13 protein-coding genes are annotated in these 18,393 nt (G+C 69.4%); 8 read left to right on the top strand and 5 right to left on the bottom strand.

Annotation, left to right across the window (positions count from 1 at the left end):
* Window positions 1-32: 32 nt before the first annotated feature.
* From OG381_RS43255 to OG381_RS43240, 4 genes are all read left to right on the top strand, one after another.
* A complete protein-coding gene (locus OG381_RS43255; RefSeq protein WP_327721456.1) occupies window positions 33-1,838 on the top strand; it encodes an RICIN domain-containing protein in 1,806 nt (601 codons plus the stop codon).
* A gap of 270 nt (window positions 1,839-2,108) precedes the next feature.
* Window positions 2,109-3,434, top strand: a complete 1,326-nt coding sequence (locus tag OG381_RS43250; protein ID WP_327721455.1) for an MFS transporter — start codon at window positions 2,109-2,111, stop codon at window positions 3,432-3,434.
* 182 nt (window positions 3,435-3,616) lie between these two features.
* Entirely contained in the window at window positions 3,617-4,798 is a 1,182-nt protein-coding gene (locus OG381_RS43245) for an FAD-dependent monooxygenase (protein WP_327721454.1), read from the top strand.
* On the top strand, window positions 4,798-6,336 hold the full coding sequence (locus OG381_RS43240; RefSeq protein WP_327721453.1) for a hypothetical protein: 1,539 nt from the start codon (window positions 4,798-4,800) through the stop codon (window positions 6,334-6,336). The genes OG381_RS43245 and OG381_RS43240 overlap by 1 nt, the downstream gene beginning before the upstream one ends.
* A 93-nt stretch (window positions 6,337-6,429) precedes the next feature.
* On the opposite strand, the gene OG381_RS43235 is transcribed toward OG381_RS43240, so the two are convergent.
* The 4 genes from OG381_RS43235 to OG381_RS43220 form a co-directional block, all read right to left on the bottom strand.
* The gene (locus tag OG381_RS43235) at window positions 6,430-7,578 is read right to left on the bottom strand and encodes an FAD-dependent oxidoreductase (protein WP_327721452.1); all 1,149 of its coding nucleotides are present in this window, start codon (window positions 7,576-7,578) and stop codon (window positions 6,430-6,432) included.
* Between the two features lie 511 nt (window positions 7,579-8,089).
* On the bottom strand, window positions 8,090-9,805 hold the full coding sequence (locus tag OG381_RS43230; RefSeq protein ID WP_327721451.1) for a serine/threonine-protein kinase: 1,716 nt from the start codon (window positions 9,803-9,805) through the stop codon (window positions 8,090-8,092).
* A 112-nt stretch (window positions 9,806-9,917) separates the two neighbouring features.
* Window positions 9,918-11,027, bottom strand: coding sequence for a hypothetical protein (locus tag OG381_RS43225; RefSeq protein WP_327721450.1), 1,110 nt, complete (start codon window positions 11,025-11,027; stop codon window positions 9,918-9,920).
* A gap of 2 nt (window positions 11,028-11,029) precedes the next feature.
* Window positions 11,030-12,097: a hypothetical protein gene (locus tag OG381_RS43220; RefSeq protein WP_327721449.1), complete on the bottom strand. Its 1,068-nt coding sequence runs from the start codon at window positions 12,095-12,097 to the stop codon at window positions 11,030-11,032.
* A gap of 434 nt (window positions 12,098-12,531) precedes the next feature.
* On the opposite strand from OG381_RS43220, the gene OG381_RS43215 reads away from it, so the two are divergent.
* A complete protein-coding gene (locus OG381_RS43215; RefSeq protein ID WP_327721448.1) occupies window positions 12,532-14,454 on the top strand; it encodes a rhamnogalacturonan lyase family protein in 1,923 nt (640 codons plus the stop codon).
* Window positions 14,455-14,703: 249 nt separating this feature from the next.
* On the opposite strand, the gene OG381_RS43210 is transcribed toward OG381_RS43215, so the two are convergent.
* The gene (locus OG381_RS43210; RefSeq protein WP_327721446.1) at window positions 14,704-15,117 is read right to left on the bottom strand and encodes an SCO4402 family protein; all 414 of its coding nucleotides are present in this window, start codon (window positions 15,115-15,117) and stop codon (window positions 14,704-14,706) included.
* A gap of 250 nt (window positions 15,118-15,367) precedes the next feature.
* Between OG381_RS43210 and OG381_RS43205 the strand changes: the two genes are divergently transcribed.
* The 3 genes from OG381_RS43205 (at window position 15,368) to OG381_RS43195 (ending at window position 18,341) form a co-directional block, all read left to right on the top strand.
* Complete coding sequence (locus OG381_RS43205) at window positions 15,368-15,730, top strand: hypothetical protein (protein WP_327721445.1); 363 nt, start codon at window positions 15,368-15,370, stop codon at window positions 15,728-15,730.
* Between the two features lie 30 nt (window positions 15,731-15,760).
* Complete coding sequence (locus tag OG381_RS43200) at window positions 15,761-16,291, top strand: proline dehydrogenase (RefSeq protein WP_327721443.1); 531 nt, start codon at window positions 15,761-15,763, stop codon at window positions 16,289-16,291.
* Between the two features lie 295 nt (window positions 16,292-16,586).
* The gene (locus OG381_RS43195; RefSeq protein WP_327721442.1) at window positions 16,587-18,341 is read left to right on the top strand and encodes a pentapeptide repeat-containing protein; all 1,755 of its coding nucleotides are present in this window, start codon (window positions 16,587-16,589) and stop codon (window positions 18,339-18,341) included.
* Window positions 18,342-18,393 lie beyond the last annotated feature (52 nt).

Below are 18,393 nucleotides of genomic sequence, written 5' to 3'. Positions count from 1 at the left end.
GGCACCACCGTGGCCATCCCCCAGGAGGGGCAATGCACACAAGAAGAGCAGGAAAAGCGCTGGGAACCTTCGTCGCGGCATCAGCGATGCTGGCGATACCCGCCTCCAGTGCGCAGGCGTACAACCCGACGGGCGGGATCCTCTACCAGCTCGGCAGCGAACCGTGTCTGAAGGGGCGGGGCAACTGCGCGGTCTACCCGAAGTCGGCGCAGCTGCCGAGCGGGCGTCTGGTCGCGTCGTTCGAGAAGTCCACGGTCGTGTCGGCGACGGGCAGCGCCGACAGACAGACCCTCCCCGTGTACAAGAGCGACGACCGCGGTACGTCGTGGCAGCCGCTGTCGGAGGTCAAGGCTCCCGCGTACCTCTCCAGCGACCCCAAGTACGCGAAGTACACGAGCAATTGGACGAACCCGTACCTCTACACGCTGCCGCAGGACGTCGGGAACCTGAAGCAGGGCACGCTGCTCCTCGCGAGTGTCGTCTCGGGCGACGACTACTACTACAAGGAGCACAAGGCGGCCGACCCGAACTGGACGCCGTCCAACGACGGGGACCGCAAGGACCTGGCGATAGCCCTGTACTCCAGCACCGACGAGGGTGCGACGTGGAAGGTCCTCAACATCGTCGCGACCGGCGGCTGGCAGGGTGGCAGCGCGGGCGCGACCGGGAAGAACATCGCCGCCGCGAACACGAACAAGCAGGTGGATCCCCTGTGGGAGCCGTACCTGATGGTCTACAAGGGCCAACTCGTCTGCTACTACTCCGACGAGAACGACTACACCGGCTTCAACGCGAGCACCGGAGTCCCGACGCTGGACCCCGCCAACGACACCGCCACGGACTCGCTGGGCCAGATCCTCGCGCACAAGACCTGGGACGGACGTAGCGCGCAGTGGAGCGCCCCCGTCGTCGACGTCGCCGGACTGACCCAGAACATGGGAGGCGGCAAGACGGAGATCGGCGGCGGGCGGCCGGGCATGGCGAACGTCGTGCGCACCACGGACGGCAAGTGGATGCTCCCCTTCGAGTACTGGGGCGGCGGAGCCAACACCAGGTACGTGGTCGCCGACAACCCGTTGCAGTTCTACCGCGGTTCGGCCACCGGCACGGACGTCGCCTCCCTGCCGGTCGACTCCCGCTCCCGTCCGCTCGCCGGAAACGGCAGTCCGGTGATCGTCAGGCTGCCCGGTGGGCGCCTGGTCTACAACGCGGCGGCGAGCGGCAGCGTCTGGGTCAACGAGAGCGGACGCAGCGACGGCACGTGGAAGGAGTACCAGACCACCTCACCGGCCGCTTACAGCCGCAACCTGCAGTACGTCGACGGCACCGGCCGCATCGCGATCCTCAACAACCAGGGCACCTCGACGATCGCCTACTCCGACGTCGACCTCGGCCAATCAGCAGGGGCGTACTACCAGTTGGTCAACCGCAGGACCGACCAGGTGATCGGTACCGGGAACAACACCAACGACGCGAACCTCGGCAACGCCGACGTCCCCGATGTCGCCCTGGAGGAGCCCGGCGCCGCGGCGAACCCGGACACCCAGTACTGGCACGTGGTGACCGAACCGAACGGCGGCACGACCCTGCTCAACAAGTCGGGCGGCCGTGCGGCGGCCATCTGGACGGGCAACGCGACGGCCGGCCAACGGATCGGCCAATGGGTCGACGACAGCGCCACCGGCAGCTGGAACCTGATCAAGACCAGCGACGGCTTCTACAAACTGCAGTCGGTCAAGAACACGAGCCTCTACCTGACCGGCGCCTCCGACGGAGCACCTCTGACCTTGCAGAACGCGACCACGGACGGCTCGCAGGACTGGGAGCTCGTCCCGTAGGCCACCGCCGGCCCGGCGCGCGAGGCAGGCGAAAACCGCCTTTCGCACCGGTCCGGCGACAGCTAGCGTCTGGGTGCAGCGAGTCGCCCACGAGGAGTTGAGAGATGGTCGGTCGTCCGAGCGCGCGTTGACGTCGTAGGCCGTGACCGGCCCGTCATCGCGTGCTGCCCTTCATGTTGCGGCACAGCGAGCCTTCTCCTGCCTGGACCGTCGGCGCACCTGTCGGGCGCCCGGCGGCAGGCCTCGTTGTCGGCAACCCGAGGGGTCCCCGTGCCGTCCGCCTCCTCCGCTGCATCCGATTCCGGTCGACCCGTGCCGTCCAGCCTGTGGCGGGACAGCGACTTCCGCAGACTCTGGGTGGGACAGACCGCCTCCCAACTCGGGGAACAAACAGGCCTGGTGGTCCTTCCGCTCTTCGCCGTCCTGACCCTGCATGCCGGTGCGACCGAGCTGGGCGTCCTGCGTGCCGTGGGTCAGGCGCCGGTCCTGTTGCTCTCGCTGTTCGTCGGCGCCTGGGTGGACCGGTGGCGCACGCGCACGGTGATGGCGCTGACGGACGCGGGCCGGACCCTTGCCCTGGGTGCCGCCGCCGTGGCCGGCCTCTTGGGCTGGCTCGGCCTGCCCGCGCTGTTCGTGATCGCTTTCACCGTCGGGGCGCTGTCCGTGTTCTTCGACGTGGCGTACCAGGCGTGTCTCGTACGGCTGGTGCGACGCGATCAACTGGTGCGCGGGAACAGTGCCCTTGAGGGCAGCCGGTCCGCGGCGCAGATCGGCGGTCCGGCCCTGGGTGGTGCGTTGGTGTCGCTGCTGTCGGCGCCGGTCGCCGCCGTCTCCAGCGCGCTGTTCTTCGCGCTCTCGTTCCTGTCCATCCGGCGAATCCGTCGAGTCGAATCGGCCCCGGAGCACCGGGACCGTCCCTCGCGGGTCCGGCGGAGGATCCACGAAGGTCTACGTTTTGTCGTCAACGACAGCGCACTGCGAACCGTGTGCCTGGCCTCGGCCGCCTTCCAGTTCTCGTTCGCCGCCGTGATGACCGTCTATCTGCTCTTCCTGCCGCGGGAACTGCACCTGTCCGGCGCCGCCGTCGGGCTGGCCCTCGCGGCGACAGGACCGGGCGCGCTTCTGGACTCCGTCCTGGCCGCCCGGCTGCCGAACCGGTTCGGATACGGCCCGGTACTCGTGGCCGCGGCGGCACTCGGCGACGGCGTCTTCTTGTGCGTACCCGCGCTGCACGGCTCCCCCACGGTGACCGTTGCCGCGCTCCTCGCGGTCAACTTCGTGTTCGGGGTCGGCAGCCAGTTGGTGAATGTCGCGATCATGGCCGTCCGGCAGACGGTCACGCCGGACGGGATGCAAGGCCGCGCCGCCGCGACGATCACGTTCGTCGGCATGGGCCTCTCCCCGCTCGGCTCGCTGCTCGGCGGATTCCTCGCCGAGGCGTGGGGGCTGCGCACCAGCCTCCTGGCGACGGTCGCGGGCATGCTGCTGTCCCCGGTGGTGATGGCTCCGTCCCCGCTCGCACGTCTTGGACGGACCCTCCCGGCCCCACAGAACGCGCCGCTGACAGCTGGCCATGGAAAGGGCGACTCGGGATGATGCCGAAGCATCAGCTCTCGGACCTGCGTCAGGGGTGCGGGAGGCACGTTGACAGGCGTCTGTCGACATGTTGCTATGAGGCGCTGCTCAGCCGGATCTGCGTCGCGGCGCACACCGCTCGGGCACCGGATCGACGGACAACAGAGCGGGGGCAGTGCCCCTTAAGTACAGAGCGAGGAACCATGCCGCAGCGCGCTGCGACCATCGTCGGCGGCGGCATCGGCGGGCTCGCGGCAGCCATCGCCCTGCATCGCCGGGGCTGGCGTGTCGAGGTGCTGGAACGGGCTCCGGAGTTCGCCGAGATCGGCGCCGGCATCTCCCTGTGGCCGAACGCGCTGCGCGCACTCGAGGCGCTCGGGCTGGCCGACGCCGTCCGGGCGCTGGGCGCCGTAGAGGCCGCGGGCGGCGTACGCGACCGCCGGGGCCGGTGGCTCTCCCGTACGGACAACGCGGAACTGGCACGCCGCTTCGGCCACCCCCTGACGGTTCTGCACCGCGCCGACCTGTTGCGGGCGCTCACCCAGGCGCTGCCCGCCGACAGTCTGCGGCCGGGCAGCGAGGTGTCCGCGGTCCATGACGACGGCCACCGCCCGGTCGTGGATCACGGCGGGGGCCAGTCCCGGCCCGACCTCGTCATCGGCGCCGACGGCCTGCGCAGTGTGGTCCGGCGCGCCCTGTGGCCCGACGCGGCCGGCCCCAGGTACGCCGGTTACACCGCCTGGCGCATGGTCACCGAGCCCCTCCCCCAGCCGCCCGCCGAAGGCGCGGCGACCTGGGGCCGCGGGGAGAGGTTCGGCTACACCGCGCTGCCGGACGGACGGATGTACTGCTTCGCGACCGCGTCGCTCCCGGCCGGAGCGGCCTCCCCCTCCTCCGAGTACACCGAACTGCTACGCCGGTTCGGCTCCTGGCCGGATCCCGTCCCCGCCCTGCTGGCCGCCGTCCCCCCGGACGCGGTGCTCCGCCACGACCTGTACGACCTGCCGCCCCTGCCCTCCTTCGTCCACGGCCGCACCGCGCTGCTGGGCGACGCGGCCCATGCGATGACCCCCAATCTGGGCCAGGGCGCCTGCCAGGCACTGGAGGACGCGGTCACCCTCGCCCACTGCCTCGACAGCACACCGGACATCACCGCCGCGCTCCGCTCGTACGATCTGCTGCGCCGCCCGCGCACCCAGGCCATCACCCGCCGCTCCGCCCGACTCGGCGTTGTCGGCCAACTGTCGTGGCCGCCCGCGGTGTTGCTGCGCGACACCGCCGCCCGGCTGACACCGACGCGAGCGACCCTGCGTTCCATGACGCCGGTGCTCGGCTGGACCGCACCCGATGGCCCGATGACCGCGACACAGAGCGAGACCCACTGATGCCGGACTGGACGTATCACCCACTGCGCCACGCGGCCGCCGCCGTGCTCGGCCGACGCCGTTCACAGCGCACCGCACTGGGACTGCTCGCCCGGATCGGCTCCCGCCCCGCCGGCGCGCGACTCATCGCCCGCGGGTTCGGCCACCGCCATCCACCGCACCAGCTCGCCGGCGACATCGTCGGCGTACCCCTGGCCGTCCGCCTCGGCATATCCGTTCCGCCCTCACTCGCCCGCGAAGCGATACACGCCATGCCCCCGCTCGGGGCCGGTGTCATCGAGGTGGGGCCCGTCTCTACGGCCGACGTGGAGACGGTCCGCAAAGCCGCTGCGGGCCGCACGATCCCGCTGGTCGTCCGCGCCCCCGACCCCGAGGTCGAGGCCGCCCTCAAGCCCCACGTCGACGGGTTCACCCGCGACGACGATCCGCACCTGGTCCACGTGTCCGACCCGTCGGTCACCGCCGCGGCCGCCGCGCTCGAGGAGCCGGGCACCGTCGTGCTCGCCCGGCCCGGGGTGCTCGTCGAGTCCGGGCCCGGCTGGTTCGCCCGGGTCACCGAGGCGGCCACACCGACCGCGCCCGCCCCACGGCTACGGGACGTCGGCCTCGATCCCCGGCGCTGGCCCGCCTGGTGGTGGGCGCTGCTCGTCGGGCTCGGGATGACGGGCGCCGGACTCGGGGCCGCGGCGATCACCCTCGGGCCGGTACTGCTCTGGTACGACCGCGACTACCTCGGCATGACGTTGCACGACCTGCATGCCGCCAACCACCACCTCGTGCACTTCCTCCAGCACGACCGGATCACCATGGCCGGCACGATGGTGGCGATCGGCGCCCTCTACACCGGCCTCGCCCTGGGCGGCATCAGACGCGGCTGGCCCTGGGCCCGCGAGGTGTATCTGCTCTCGGGCGCGATCGGCTTCCCCACCCTGTTCTACTTCCTGGTCACCGGCTTCGTGGAACCCCTGCACACGGCCACCGCCCTCGTCCTGTTCCCGATGTTCGTCGCCGGGATCCGCCCCACCCCGCACGCACCCCGCTGGCGCCTGGTCCCCGAGGGACCGGAGCCGGAGCGCCGGAGGGCGCTGACCGGACAGCTTCTCCTGATCGTCACGGGAGCCGGGCTGTTCGTCGGCGGAGCGGTGATCTCCGTGGTCGGCCTGACCGACGTCTTCGTGCCGAGCGACCTGACCTTCCTGAGCACCAGCGCGCAGACGCTGGAAGCCGTCAATCCGCGGCTCGTGCCGTTCATCGCCCACGACCGCGCGGGGTTCGGCGGCGCCCTGATGTCCGCGGCCGTGGCGATTCTCCTGCTCAGCGCGTGGGGCTGGCGGCGCGGTGAGGCCTGGGTGTTCTGGACCCTGGCCGCGGCGGCGACCGCCGGCTTCCTGCCCGCGATCGTGGTCCACGGAGTGATCCACTACACCGACTTCACCCACCTCGTACCGGTCTACATCGGCATCGCCCTGACCAGCACCGGCCTACTGCTCGCCCGCCCCTACCTCTGCGCCAAGACTCCGGCCCCGCCAGGCGACTGACGGGCAGCCCCGGAGAAAGCGGAGCGGCACACGTCACGCAGCGGGACGGCACTTGGGCAGGGGACAGTCACCGTGGCGACCTCGGCAGGCGGCTCACGGGGTCTGCTGGTGCTGGTTCTGGTGCTGGGTGAACGCGGCGATCAGTCCCTGGGCCGTGTTGTTCTCGGAGTCGATGTGGTGGAGTTCGGCTCCTTCGAACATGGCCACCTCGGCGCTCCGTACGAACATGGCCTGTTCGTACTCGCTGAGCGCGGCCTCGATGTCGTCGGGGTGCGCGGCGATTGCCTTGCCGAGTTCGGCGCCGTCGAGCATGGCCAGGTTGGCTCCTTCGCCGTTCGGGGCCGCGAGGTGGGCGGCGTCGCCGAGGAGGGTCACCCCCGGCACGCGGTCCCACCGGTGCTCGGCCGGCAGGGTGTAGTGGGGGCGCACGACCGGTGCGGTGTCGCCGTCGGTGATCAGCGCGGTCAGCTCGGGCGCCCAGCCGCCGAACTCCTGGGCGATCCGTGCGGCGGCCGCGGTGGCATCGGTGAAGTCGATGCCGGCAAACCACTCCTGCGACCTGCTCAGCGCCACATAGGTGTGCAGAGTGTCGCCGCTTTCCCGATGGCCGAAGATCTCCTTGCCCGGCGAAGGCGCCATCATCGAACCACCACCGACCGCTTTCGCGCAGGCGGGGTGCCGGGTGTCGGCGTCGAACAGATAGGTCTCGACGAACGACGTCCCGACGTACTCGGGTGTGGCACTGGAGAGCAGGGGCCTCACCCGCGACCACGCCCCGTCCGCGCCGACCAGCAGACTGGTGACGACGCTGGTGCCGTCGGCGAACGACACCTCGTAGCGTCCCTCGCCGAGGGCACGGGTACCGCTGGCCTTGTGCCCCCACCGGACGGTGCCGGCCGGGAGCGAGTCGAGCAGGATCTGCCGCAGTGCGCTGCGCTGCACCTCGGGGCGTCCGCCGGTGCCGTCGTCGCCCTCCTCGAACAGAACGGTCCCGTCCCGGTCGAGCACGCGCATCGCCTGGCGTCCCTCCAGGATGATGGCCCGGAACTCGTCCATCAGACCGGCCGCCTCCAGGGCGAGTTGCCCGTTGTAGTCGTGGATGTCGAGCATCCCGCCCTGCGTACGGGCCGACGGGGAGGGCTCCGCCTCGTAGACCGAGACCGGGATGCCGTGGACGTGCAGGACGCGGGCCAGCGTGAGTCCGCCGAGTCCGGCGCCGATGATCGTGACGGGTGTGCGCATGGTGGCTCCTTGGGGATCGGGCCGCCCGGTGGTCTCCGGCCGGCCTCCTCCCGAAAGATCCCAACGCCTGCCGACAAGCGACCGACATCGCACCAACAGCCCCCGACAACCGCCCGACACCACGGCTCGGCCGCCCGACAAGAGGCCACAGGGGCACCGCTGGTCCGACAGCCGCACACAGGTCTGGCCCGCCGCTACGGGGGAGAGCGACGGGCCAGCATCTCCACAGTGCCACAGCCGCGCACGAGATGTGTGGCGTCACGGGAAAGCCGCGCGGCTCGAGGTGGCCCGATGGCCGGAAACACACAGAGCCTGTCCCGCATGTACGACGGGACAGGCTCTGCTTCTGAGCGCCGGGCAGGCCTTGCACCTGCATCTCCCCGCAGGAAGCGGGGCGTCTTTCCTTGGACCACCAACGCGCGACCGGACACCAGGAGTTCTGGCGACCAGCTCAAGATCAAGCATACCGGATGCCCGACGGCCGACAGACACGGACGACCGCGCGAAACGGTCAGTCCTCCGCCGGGTTCACGTCCGTCACCTTGCCCTCGGTGTCGGTCCGCAGGAAACCGCTACGGCCGTACTTGTCCGAGAGGTAGACCGACAGTCCGAACGAAGGGTTGAAAGCGTTGGGCTGGCTCACCAGCACATAACGGGTCTCGACATCCTTGACGTTCAGCTTCTTCTCCGCCTCTGCCAAGAGAGCGGGGATCCTGTCCCAGTTGAAGTCTTCGGCAGCGAAAGGCTTGTAGCCACTCGGCAGGGTGCTGTCTATGATGCCCTTCTTCGCGCCCGTGCCCGGACGGTAGTCGTACGACTCGTACGCGGTGTCACTGCCGTTGACCATCATCTGGGCCAGCACGTAGTCGTCGTACACGGAGAAGCTGCCGAACCTCTTCCGGCCGCTCTCCTTCTCCAACGCCTTGATGGCGGTGCGGATGTTGGCGGGGGTGAGCATGCTCCCCGTCGCGGTCTCCTGCGGATCCGAGCCGGCGGAGGGCGAGCCCGACGTCGGTGTCGAGACGGACGTGGGTGCCGAGGACGACGTGGACGCCGAGGGGCCTCCCGTGTTCAGGTCGGCGGAGCCGTCGTCCAGGGGCAGCAGCCACCACAGCAGGGCTACGGCACCGACGAGCGAGGTTCCCGACAGGCTCAGCAGCAGGGGGCGGCCCAGGGTGCGTCGGCGTGGCGCTCGGGTAGGGGCGGTCACCGATTGGGGTGCTGTCGGTCCTGTCGGCCCTGGGATCGGGTTGGCCGATGGAGGGCCGAATGCTGCGGGAGTCGCAGGTGCGCCGGGGTACCAAGGGTCCGTGGGCGTGGACGGTGCCGCCAGGGGGTACGAGGTGGGTTCGTCGCGTGGGGGCGTCGGGCCGGTCGTCGGCTCCGACTCGATCACGGCGAGTCTGCGGTCCAGGACAGCGGCGGATGCGCGCGCTGCGGGGTCCCGTACCAGCACGCTCATCAGGACGTCGCCGAGAAGGCCGGCGCGTACCGGTGGGGGCACGTCGTCGTGGAGGACGGCGGCGAGGGTGGCCAGGGTGCTGCCCCGGCGCAGCGGGTGGTGGCCCTCCACCGCGTTGTAGAGCATCATCGCCAGGGACCACAGGTCGGAAGCGGGTCCGCCCTCGTGGCCCGAGATGCGTTCCGGCGCCATGAAGTCGGGTGTGCCGATGATGGAACCGGTGGCGGTGAGGCTGGTCGTCTCGCGGATCGCGGCGATGCCGAAGTCGGTGAGGACGGGGCGCCCGTCCGGCCGTAGCAGCACATTGGCGGGCTTGACGTCCCGGTGCTGGATTCCGGCGTCGTGCGCGGCGGTCAGTGCGGCCAGTACCCCGCGGCCGATCCGTGCCGCCTCGGCCGGGGGCATCGGCCCCTGGGCGAGCCGGTCGGCGAGCGAGCCGCCGCTGACCAGCTCCATCACGATCCACGGGTAGGTGCCCTCGCCGCCGTCGACGATGTGGTGGATGGTGACGACGTTGGGGTGGTCGATCCGGGCCAGGGCCCTGGCTTCGCGCAGCACGCGCTCACGCAGCATGCGTGCGGCCTCGGGGTCGTACTCGGCGAGATCGCGGTCCGGCGGGCGGACCTCCTTGATCGCCACCAGCCTGTGCAGGACCAGGTCTCTGGCCTGCCAGACCATGCCCATCCCGCCGCCGCCGAGGCGGCCCTCCAACTCGAAGCGCCCGTCGACAACTCGTCTGCCGGGACCTCCGTCTGCCTCGTTCATGGGCGGGAGCTTAGTTGGAGCCACCGACATCGTTCGACGGCCCCCGAGCCGTCGGTCCGGTGCTGTGCGATCACCGTGCCCAACGGCCTTCGGACAGGGCCCTGCTGGTCTTTCAGCCGAACCGCAGGATGCGCGGGGCGAAGGTGCCCTCGGGCCCGTCGGCGCGGCCGACCGACCACACCGTCGACGTGCCCGGCACCGGTGCCAGCCGTAGCGTCCTGGAGTCTCCCTCCCCGGCCACCGCCGGTTCGCTGTACTCGGTGAACGACTGCCCGTTCCAGGCGAGGAAGTCCGGTCCGGGGACCAACGGTGGAGTGCTGCCCGGCGGGCCCCACTTCTGTGAGCGGGCCACCGCGACCCAGCCCAGCTCGCCGGACGTGGTGGGCGCCAGTGACGTGATGCCGCCGAAGTCGGTGGGCACGGTCACGTGGGTCCACTCGTGTCCGTCGAAGCGGACGAGCAGCGGCGGGATCGGCCGGCCCACCGGACCTCCGACGAACCCGGCCGTGCCACCCGCCCACACCTCCGTGGGCGAGACCGCCAGCACGCTGCCCACGGCCGAGCGCGGGAACCCGTCCACGACGGTCTGCTCCCACGTCTGCCCGTCCCAGTGCGACACCGCCGCGCCCGAGACGGTCTCGCCCGCGGCCCAGACGTTGTCGGCCGCCAGGATGTGCAGGCCGTACACGGCCCCCGACGGCGCCGGCACGTCCCGCCAGCCGCGGCCGTCCCAGCGCAGCAGTACCTGGGCTCCGTCCCGTGAGCCGATCAGCCAGGTCTCGCCGCCACCGGAGACGACTCGGGTCAGCTGGACCCCGCTCGGCGAACGGGTCTCGCGCCAGGCAGTGCCGTCGTAGCGCAGCAGGTGCGCGCCGCCCGCCGAGTCGCGGCCGACCGCCCAGACGGTGGTGGGTGAGGTCGCGGCGACGGACAGCAGTTCTCCCTGCCAGCCGATCCCGGGCAGATTCTGGCGCTGCCAGGTGGTTCCGTCCCAGCGCAGCACCAGCGGGAAGCCCGGCGCCTCGCGGCCCACGGCGTCGGCTCCGACCACCCAGGCCCGGTCCGGCCCGAGCGCCACGGCCTCGTTGAGTCCGGCCTGTGGGCGTACCTGCGCCGGGACGGAAAAGTGCTGCCAGGACTGGGTCTCCGCCGCGGCCGTGGTCATGAAGGTGATGATGGTCAGGGCGACGGCGAGGGCCGCGACGAGAAGTCTGCGTGCCATGGTCAGCCTCCCAGCCGCTCGCTCATCAGGTTCGGTTTGGAGCCGTAGATCTCGACGGTCCCGAAGGACAGCAGTGAGGACCCGGCCCTCGTCAGTTCACGCGGCTTGACGTCGATCGCGTTCGTGCGCTCCGGACCATAGGAGAAGGTGGTGCGGCTGCCGTCCACCCGTGCGTACTTCGACTGGAACGCCCGGTCGCTGCGCACCGGCAGCCACAGGGCGCCGTCCGGTCCGCGCGTCATGCCCTCGGTGTACGTGTCGCCCAGCGAGGGGTAAGTGGTGCGCCAGGTATGCCCGTTGAAGGTCATCAGGTAGGTGCGGGGCACGCCGTCGATGTACTGGCTGCCGCCGATCGTGGCCCGGCCGGACGGTTCGAGCAGGATCGTGTGCACGTTGCTGTTCGGCGGCAGCGGTACCTCGGCGTCCCGCCACACCGTGCCGTCCCAACGCAGCACGGTGGTCCCGGTGTTGGTGTCCGCCCAGGCCCAGGCGTCGGTGGCCGTACGCGCGGTGACGCCCATCAGGTAGATCACGCCGTCCGGGGTGGACTGCGTGGTCCAGCGGGAGCCGTCGTAGTGCAACACCTTCAGCCCGGTGTCGTCTTCGCCGACGACCCACGCGGCACCCGGTACGGCGGTGAAGTCCTGGTAGGTCCACAGGGTCCGCGGCAGTGGTACGGCACTCCATCCCGTCGCCGACCGGCGCAGGATCTCCCCCGCCCCCGCGCGGTTGTGGAAGATCCACACCTCCTCGCCGACGAACTGCACCTTGCCGAGCCAGCCCAGCTCGTCGGCGCCGGGGAAGGTGGTGTCCCGGTTCCATGCCGTGCCGTCCCAGCGGTACAGCATCGGCCGCAGCCCGTCGGCGGCGTGCTCGTACCCGGTGGCCCATGCCTCGCCCGGCCCGCGGGCGGCGAGATCGGACACGGTCACCGGCGGGGCCGCCGCCGGCACCGGCAGCGCCGACCAGCTCGGTTTCGCAGCGGCGGCGGGCGGCGCGGCCGTGGCCGGTGACACGACCGTGGCGCACGCGATCACAAGGCAGACGATGACTGTGCGGAGACCGTTCACGAGACCCCCCAGTACGCGACGGTCGCACACGGTATTGGCGTTCACCCACCGGGAACAGACGGCATTCGGCCATCACGGTTCCCTCTGGAGGACGTCCGTGTCGCGGGGCTTCTGGAGTCACGAGCACGGTTCGTCGGACGGGGTCCTACTTCCTGCTTTCCGTGCGGAGTTGCAAGCGTTTTCACTTACAGGGCGAGCAGACGATCAGGAGGAGACGACCGCCCTGAACTCTATGGACCGTAACCATGCACTTTACCTTGACGCGTACGCATCACGATGCTTCCATCGCCACCGTGTAAACGCTTCAACTCCGGACGGCCCGTTGGCGATCGACCGACGCGAAGGTCACGCCGACGAGCGGTCACGAGCGCAGCCGAGCCAGGTCCGATGCACCGCGCCACAAACGGCAACGCGAGCAACCCAAGGAGACCGTCGTGCAGTTAACGCATCGGTGGCGAGCCGCCCACCGGCTCCCCGTCACCGTCTCAGCGGTCCTGGCCGTCTGCGCCACCCTGGCCGCCGCCCCGGGAAGCGTCGCCTCGCCCAACCCGGCCGCGGCCGGGGACGTGACGATCCAGGCCGCGCGCGTGATGGAGAACCTCGGACGCGGGGTCGTGGCGGTGCGCTCCGGCAGCAGCCAGGTCCTGGTCTCCTGGCGGCTGCTGGGCCTGGACCCGCAGGGCATCGGCTTCAATGTGTACCGGTCCACCGGTGGCGGCGCGTACGCCAAGGTCAATGCCGCCGTCCTGACGGGCGGGACCAACTACACGGACTCGACGGCCGACTTGACGCGGTCCAACAGCTATCGCGTGGCCGCGGTCGTGGGCGGTCAGGAGCAGGCGCCCAGCGGGGCCTTCACATTGACGGCCAATCACGCGACGGAACCCGTGGTCCGCGTGCCGCTGCGCTCCGGCGGTCCGGTGAAGTTCGTCTGGGTCGGCGACCTCGACGGCGACGGCGAGTACGACTACCTGGTGGACCGGCAGACCTCGCCCCAGAAGCTCGAGGCGTACAGCAGCGACGGCGACTTCCTCTGGGACGTCGACATGGGGCCGAACAGCCAGAACCAGGACAACATCGAACCGGGGTCGTCCGCGATCGACGTAGGCCACTGGGACGGCGTCACGGTCTACGACTTCGACAGCGACGGCCGAGCGGAGGTCGCCCTCAAGATCGCCGACGGTGTCAGGTTCGGCGACGGAGCGACCTGGACGCACGCGGACGACGCCCGGCAGTTCATGGCCATACTCGACGGCCGGACCGGAGCACTGCGCAACTGGGCCGCCGTACCGACCACTTACCTGAGCGACGGCCCGATGGGGGCGCGTCTGGGCGTGGCGTACCTCAACGGCACCACGCCGAGTCTGGTCGCCTACATGAAGAACCGGCGCGACGACGGCGCGTTCAACCTGATGATGGCCGCCTGGAAATTCACCGGCAGCGCGCTCAGGCAGGAATGGACGTGGCTGCGCGGCAGCCAGAACGCACCCGACGGACACAACTCCCGCGCCCTCGACGTCAACGGCGACGGGACGGACGAGGTCGCCGAGATCGGGTTCGTCCTCAACGGCGACGGCACCCTGCGCTACACCATGGGCCCCCAGGGCATCATTCACGGCGACCGATTCCACATCGCCGACATGGACCCCGGCCGCCCGGGCCTCGAGGGCTACGGCGTCCAGCAGGACAACCCCAGCGGCCTCCTCGAGTACTACTACGACGCCTCGACCGGCTCCATCATCTGGAAGCACAACGGCGGTCCCGCCGATGTCGGGCGCGGCATGGCCGCCGACGTCGACGCACGCTTCCCCGGCATGGAGGTCTGGTCCTTCTCGGGCCTGTACAACGCCCCCTCCAACCAGCTCACCGAACCGAACACCTCACTACGGCCCTGGCCGCAACTGGGCCTGTGGTGGGACGGCGACCTCACCACGGAGCTCCTCAACGACGGCAAGATCGAAAAATGGAACCCGCTCAACCCGACGTCGACCGGCAGCCTCCCCCGCCTGGTCAGCACCTGGAACTACGGCGCCGTCACAGCCGCCCAGGGCGGCCCCACCCTCGTCGGTGACATCCTCGGCGACTGGCGCGAGGAGGCCGTCTACACCAACGCCTCCTACAACGAACTGATCATCTTCACCACGAACCAACCGACCACCACCCGCCTCTACACCCCAGCCCACAACCCCGCCTACCGCAACGCCATGACCTTCAAGGGCTACATGCAGTCCCACCACGTCGACTACTTCCTCGGAGCCGACATGTCACCGGCGCCTCGGCCGAATATCGCCTACGCGGGCAGTGCTGCCACGAGCGCGGCGGAAGCACGGGTCAGCGCGAACGGCTCGGGCGGCTAGAAACTGGTCTTCTTGGACGGGTGGCCGGTTGATCGGAGACGGCTGGGGCGCCCGGTGAGGCATCGCTGATGCGGCGATGAGGCGATGCAGCACGGGACCGGATCGTCCTGCTGATGCCGACTGATGCGGTTTGGGGTTGGGGCTGGGGTCGGGGTTGACGTCGGGTGCCGCGTAGGGCCACCGCCGTACTTGTCCGCCGGTGCGCGTGGGCGCTGTCACGTGATTGGACACTCACTCCTGGGCCCCTTTTCAAGGACAGGTGCTGGGCTCGGCGTTATGCAGAGCGGCGAGTTCCTGGAGGTCATTCGCGACCATGACCTGAGCGAGGCGACCTGCGACGGCGACCACGTCCGGCCAGGAGGGCGCCCGGAGATACTCCTCGTCGGTATCGCCGGGCGCCTCTTCTCCAACGGCGTTGAGCGCGACACCCAACTCACGCATGAGAGCGACCTCTTCCTCTGTCCTCAGACTGACGCCGAGGTACCGCTCGGGCTCGTCCGCGTCGCAGAAGTCGTCGAACAGCGTGTGGAAGACGTGGTCCAGGTTCTCAAACGTAGAAGGGGCGAGCCATACGTCCCGCTGCCAAGGGGGGTTGGCCAGAGCCAGGACGACGGGTACGACGTGGACTCGGTGGTTCGCGATGAGGCGGGCGTCTTGGCTCACGGGGGCGAGCCTAGTGATCCGGCTCCGTGGGTGTGCTGACGTTGCCCGGGAGCGGGTGCCATGTAGAGGTGCCTGACTCTCAGCTTGGGAAGTTAAGGGCAACTTGGGCTTGCTCAGGGGATGGTCGGCTGGCACAGGTGCTCGGCTGAGTTCAGGAGAGTTGCTGTCTTGCCTGCTATCGGTACGGGGGCCGGTGTCCGGCCGATACGATGCGCAGGCTGGGCACTGTCCACGCATTGGGGGAAGCGCGATGAGGACCAAAGACCCGGAGTATCCGGCAGCGATCGAAGCAGCCGTGGCGATCCTGCGGAACCACGCCCGGCAAGGCCAGACCACCACATATGGGGAACTGAGCGCGGAGTTGGCGACACAAGGCTTCGACTCCATCCCGCCTCACCGCGGAATCATGACGTACTTGCTCAAGGACGTCTGTCTCCACCGCAACGCCGACGGACGCGCACCCATGCTCTCGGCGATCGTGGTGAACAAGGCCAGCCAGGAGCCGTCTGAGCAGTTCTCCGGCCTGGCCCGAACCCTGCCGTTCTCCCGGCCGGCCAACTGGAGCTGGCGGGACGAGCAGCAGCAGGTGTTCGCTCAGCATCGCGAGGAATGACGCCGGCCCTGCCGCAGGCAGAATGACTCCATGGACGCTGGACTCACCGCACTGCTCGGCGCCGCCGTGGGTTCACTCGCCACCCTCGGCTCCGCGATGGTCACAGGACGCGCGGCGGCGCGGTCGCAGTTCGATCAGTGGCGCCGCCAGCACCGCCGGGACGCCTACGCGAACTATCTGGGCGCTGTCTACGACCGTGATGTCGCCCTGGATGCCGTGCGCGACGCGCTGTCGGCAGCCCGGCCGGACCTGCGGGACGTCGACGAGAAGATGGAGCGCTTCGCCACCCAGGTCCGCGGCGTCCACCGGGCTGCCGAGTTCGTCATCCTCGAAGGTCCGCCGTCGGTGGTGGAAGCGCTCTACCGTGTGGTCCACGCGGCCGACGACCTCGCCGATGTCATCCGACGCATGGTGCGTGACGCCCACGCCGGGGATGACTCCCGCAAGACCGCGAACACCGCGCTCGCCGCCGAGCGGGAAGACCTGCTGTACCAGGCCGTGAAAGGCCTCCGGGCGGCGGCCTCTGATGTCCTCGACGACAGCCGGATAGGCGTCTACTAGTCATCGGACCGCGTGGTCCTCACAGCAGGTCAGCGCTCAGAAGATGCGGGTGCCCCGAGAGACTGGCCGACAGCTTCGTGTCACTGTCGCGATGAGCTGTCGCGTGCGGTAGCCGTCCGAACTCGTTGCCGTCAATGCCGTTGGCCTCTCGCTATTGGTCGCCGGGGGATCATGTGCGTGGCCGTAGGCCCGGGCGACGCCAGAAGTCCCCTGGACCGGACGCCCCCGTCGAGGAATGCCCGGAACTCTGGCCCGCCCCCGGCCGTCCCCTTCTGATGTGACACATCAGCTTCCCGTGACCGCGCCGCCCTGGCCGTACTGCCGACACCGCTCCAACTCGACGGACGCCGCTGCCGGTTGCCGGGGACGCCGCGTCGATCCGTACGACGCATGCCTGGAACACCTGGCCGACAGTCAGCTTGGCTCCTACCTGGCACAGTTGGGTCCCGGGAGCGATCTCGATCACCGAGGCACCTCGATCACCGAGAGCCTCCTCGGCGCGCTCCTTGATGCCGTGCGGGATCCCGACACCCGGCAAGCCCTCGTCGGTACAGCCCGTTTCGAAGAAGCGCGGTTCTTCGGCGACGCCGACTTCAACGGTGTGTGCTTCGGGAACGAGGTTGGCTTTGAGCAGGCCGTCTTCCTGGGGACCGCGCGGTTCGTGGGATCAGAATTGAAAGGAGACGCTTCGTTTGAACGGGCGCGCTTTTGTGGGGCCCAGTTCCGCGGAGCGGTGTTCGAGAAGAGCGCGTGGTTTGGCGAAGCACGGTTCACTGACGACGTTCGATTTGATGGCGCACGCTTTTCTGGACATGTCAGGTTCCGGCACACTCACTTCGGCAACGCTGCGTTCGACGGCGTGCAGTTCTCGGGAAGTGTCGACTTTCAGGGCGCCCGATTCGTCGGCTGCGCCTGGTTTGACGGAGCGAGGTTTGAGAGCGCGTCGCGGCTGGGTCCCTTGGTGTGCGAAGAGGCAGTGGATCTGTCAGCAGCGATATTCGCCGCTCCGGTCGTCATCGAGGCGGCTACGAGAAGGCTGTGGTGCATACGGACAGAATGGGCCGCAAGAGCAAGCCTGCGATTGCGGTACGCCACCGTGGACCTCAGCGATGCGGTCCTCGCCTATCCCTTGATCATCACGATCCGGGCGACTCCATTTACCGAGCGGACCGGGGTCGAGGGGCCTGAAGAAGTTCTGGAAGAGGGGCCCTTGGATGGCGGCGACTCTGGAGTGCGCATCGCTTCCCTGCAAGGTGTGGACGCAGCCCATCTAGTGCTCCAAGACGTTGACATGACGCCCTGCTTGCTGTCCGATGCCGTGCATCTGGACCAACTACGTCTGGAGGGCGAATACCTTCTCGCGCTGCCGCCCGCGGGCTTGCGTCGACGCGGCCTTTTGCCTGTGCGTTGGACCACACGGCGAACGCTGGCCGAAGAGCAGCACTGGCGAGCCGCCCAGGGCTGGAATGCGTGGACAGCGGCGCCGACCGGCGTGGAAGTTGTAGGACCCGCAGGGTTGGCCGCCGCGTACCGGCAGCTTCGCAAGGCCTTCGAAGACAGCAAGAACGAGCCTGACGCCAGCGACTTTTACTACGGTGAGATGGAAATGCGGCGACACGACACCAAACGGCCCCGCGCCGAGCGTTCGCTGCTTTCCGTCTACTGGGCGGTTTCGGGCTATGGCCTACGTGCTTCTCGCGCTTTTGGCTGGCTGCTCGGGTCCATGGCCGCGACTGTGCTCGTGATGATGCTGTGGGGTGTGCCGAAGGAGGTGGCGCCATCCGAGAGCAGGGGTCGGCTGGTAGGCCAAAACATCTTGATGACGAACAGCACGACCGATCCCGTCGCTCCCGACGGGCCTCTCGGCCGGCGTCTGACGTCTCAGCGATTCGAGAAGTCCATGCGCGTGGTGATCAACTCGGCGGTGTTCCGGTCATCGAGCCAGGACCTCACCACCGTTGGAACGTACGCCGAGATGCTGTCCCGTCTTGTCGAGCCCGCCTTGCTCGGCTTGGCGGCTCTTGCCGCCCGTGGCCGCGTCAAGCGGTGACAGTCTCTTGGGCGATGCTCCGCATGCCGACGCGCACACGCGCCATCTGATT

Origin of the sequence: Streptomyces sp. NBC_00490, from assembly GCF_036013645.1 — a bacterium.
GTDB classification, from domain to species: Bacteria; Actinomycetota; Actinomycetes; order Streptomycetales; family Streptomycetaceae; genus Streptomyces; species Streptomyces canus_F.
Note: the sequence above shows the minus strand (reverse complement) of the source record. Positions and strands in the feature narration are given on the sequence as shown.

Bases quoted from the DNA above. Each gene is read 5' to 3' on its own strand.
- OG381_RS43200 (WP_327721443.1), top strand. From the start codon at position 15,761: ATGGACGCTGGACTCACCGCACTGCTCGGCGCCGCCGTGGGTTCACTC.
- OG381_RS43225 (WP_327721450.1), bottom strand. From the start codon at position 11,027: ATGGCACGCAGACTTCTCGTCGCGGCCCTCGCCGTCGCCCTGACCATC.
- OG381_RS43230 (WP_327721451.1), bottom strand. From the start codon at position 9,805: ATGAACGAGGCAGACGGAGGTCCCGGCAGACGAGTTGTCGACGGGCGC.
- OG381_RS43205 (WP_327721445.1), top strand. From the start codon at position 15,368: ATGAGGACCAAAGACCCGGAGTATCCGGCAGCGATCGAAGCAGCCGTG.
- OG381_RS43245 (WP_327721454.1), top strand. From the start codon at position 3,617: ATGCCGCAGCGCGCTGCGACCATCGTCGGCGGCGGCATCGGCGGGCTC.
- OG381_RS43235 (WP_327721452.1), bottom strand. From the start codon at position 7,578: ATGCGCACACCCGTCACGATCATCGGCGCCGGACTCGGCGGACTCACG.
- OG381_RS43255 (WP_327721456.1), top strand. From the start codon at position 33: ATGCACACAAGAAGAGCAGGAAAAGCGCTGGGAACCTTCGTCGCGGCA.
- OG381_RS43240 (WP_327721453.1), top strand. From the start codon at position 4,798: ATGCCGGACTGGACGTATCACCCACTGCGCCACGCGGCCGCCGCCGTG.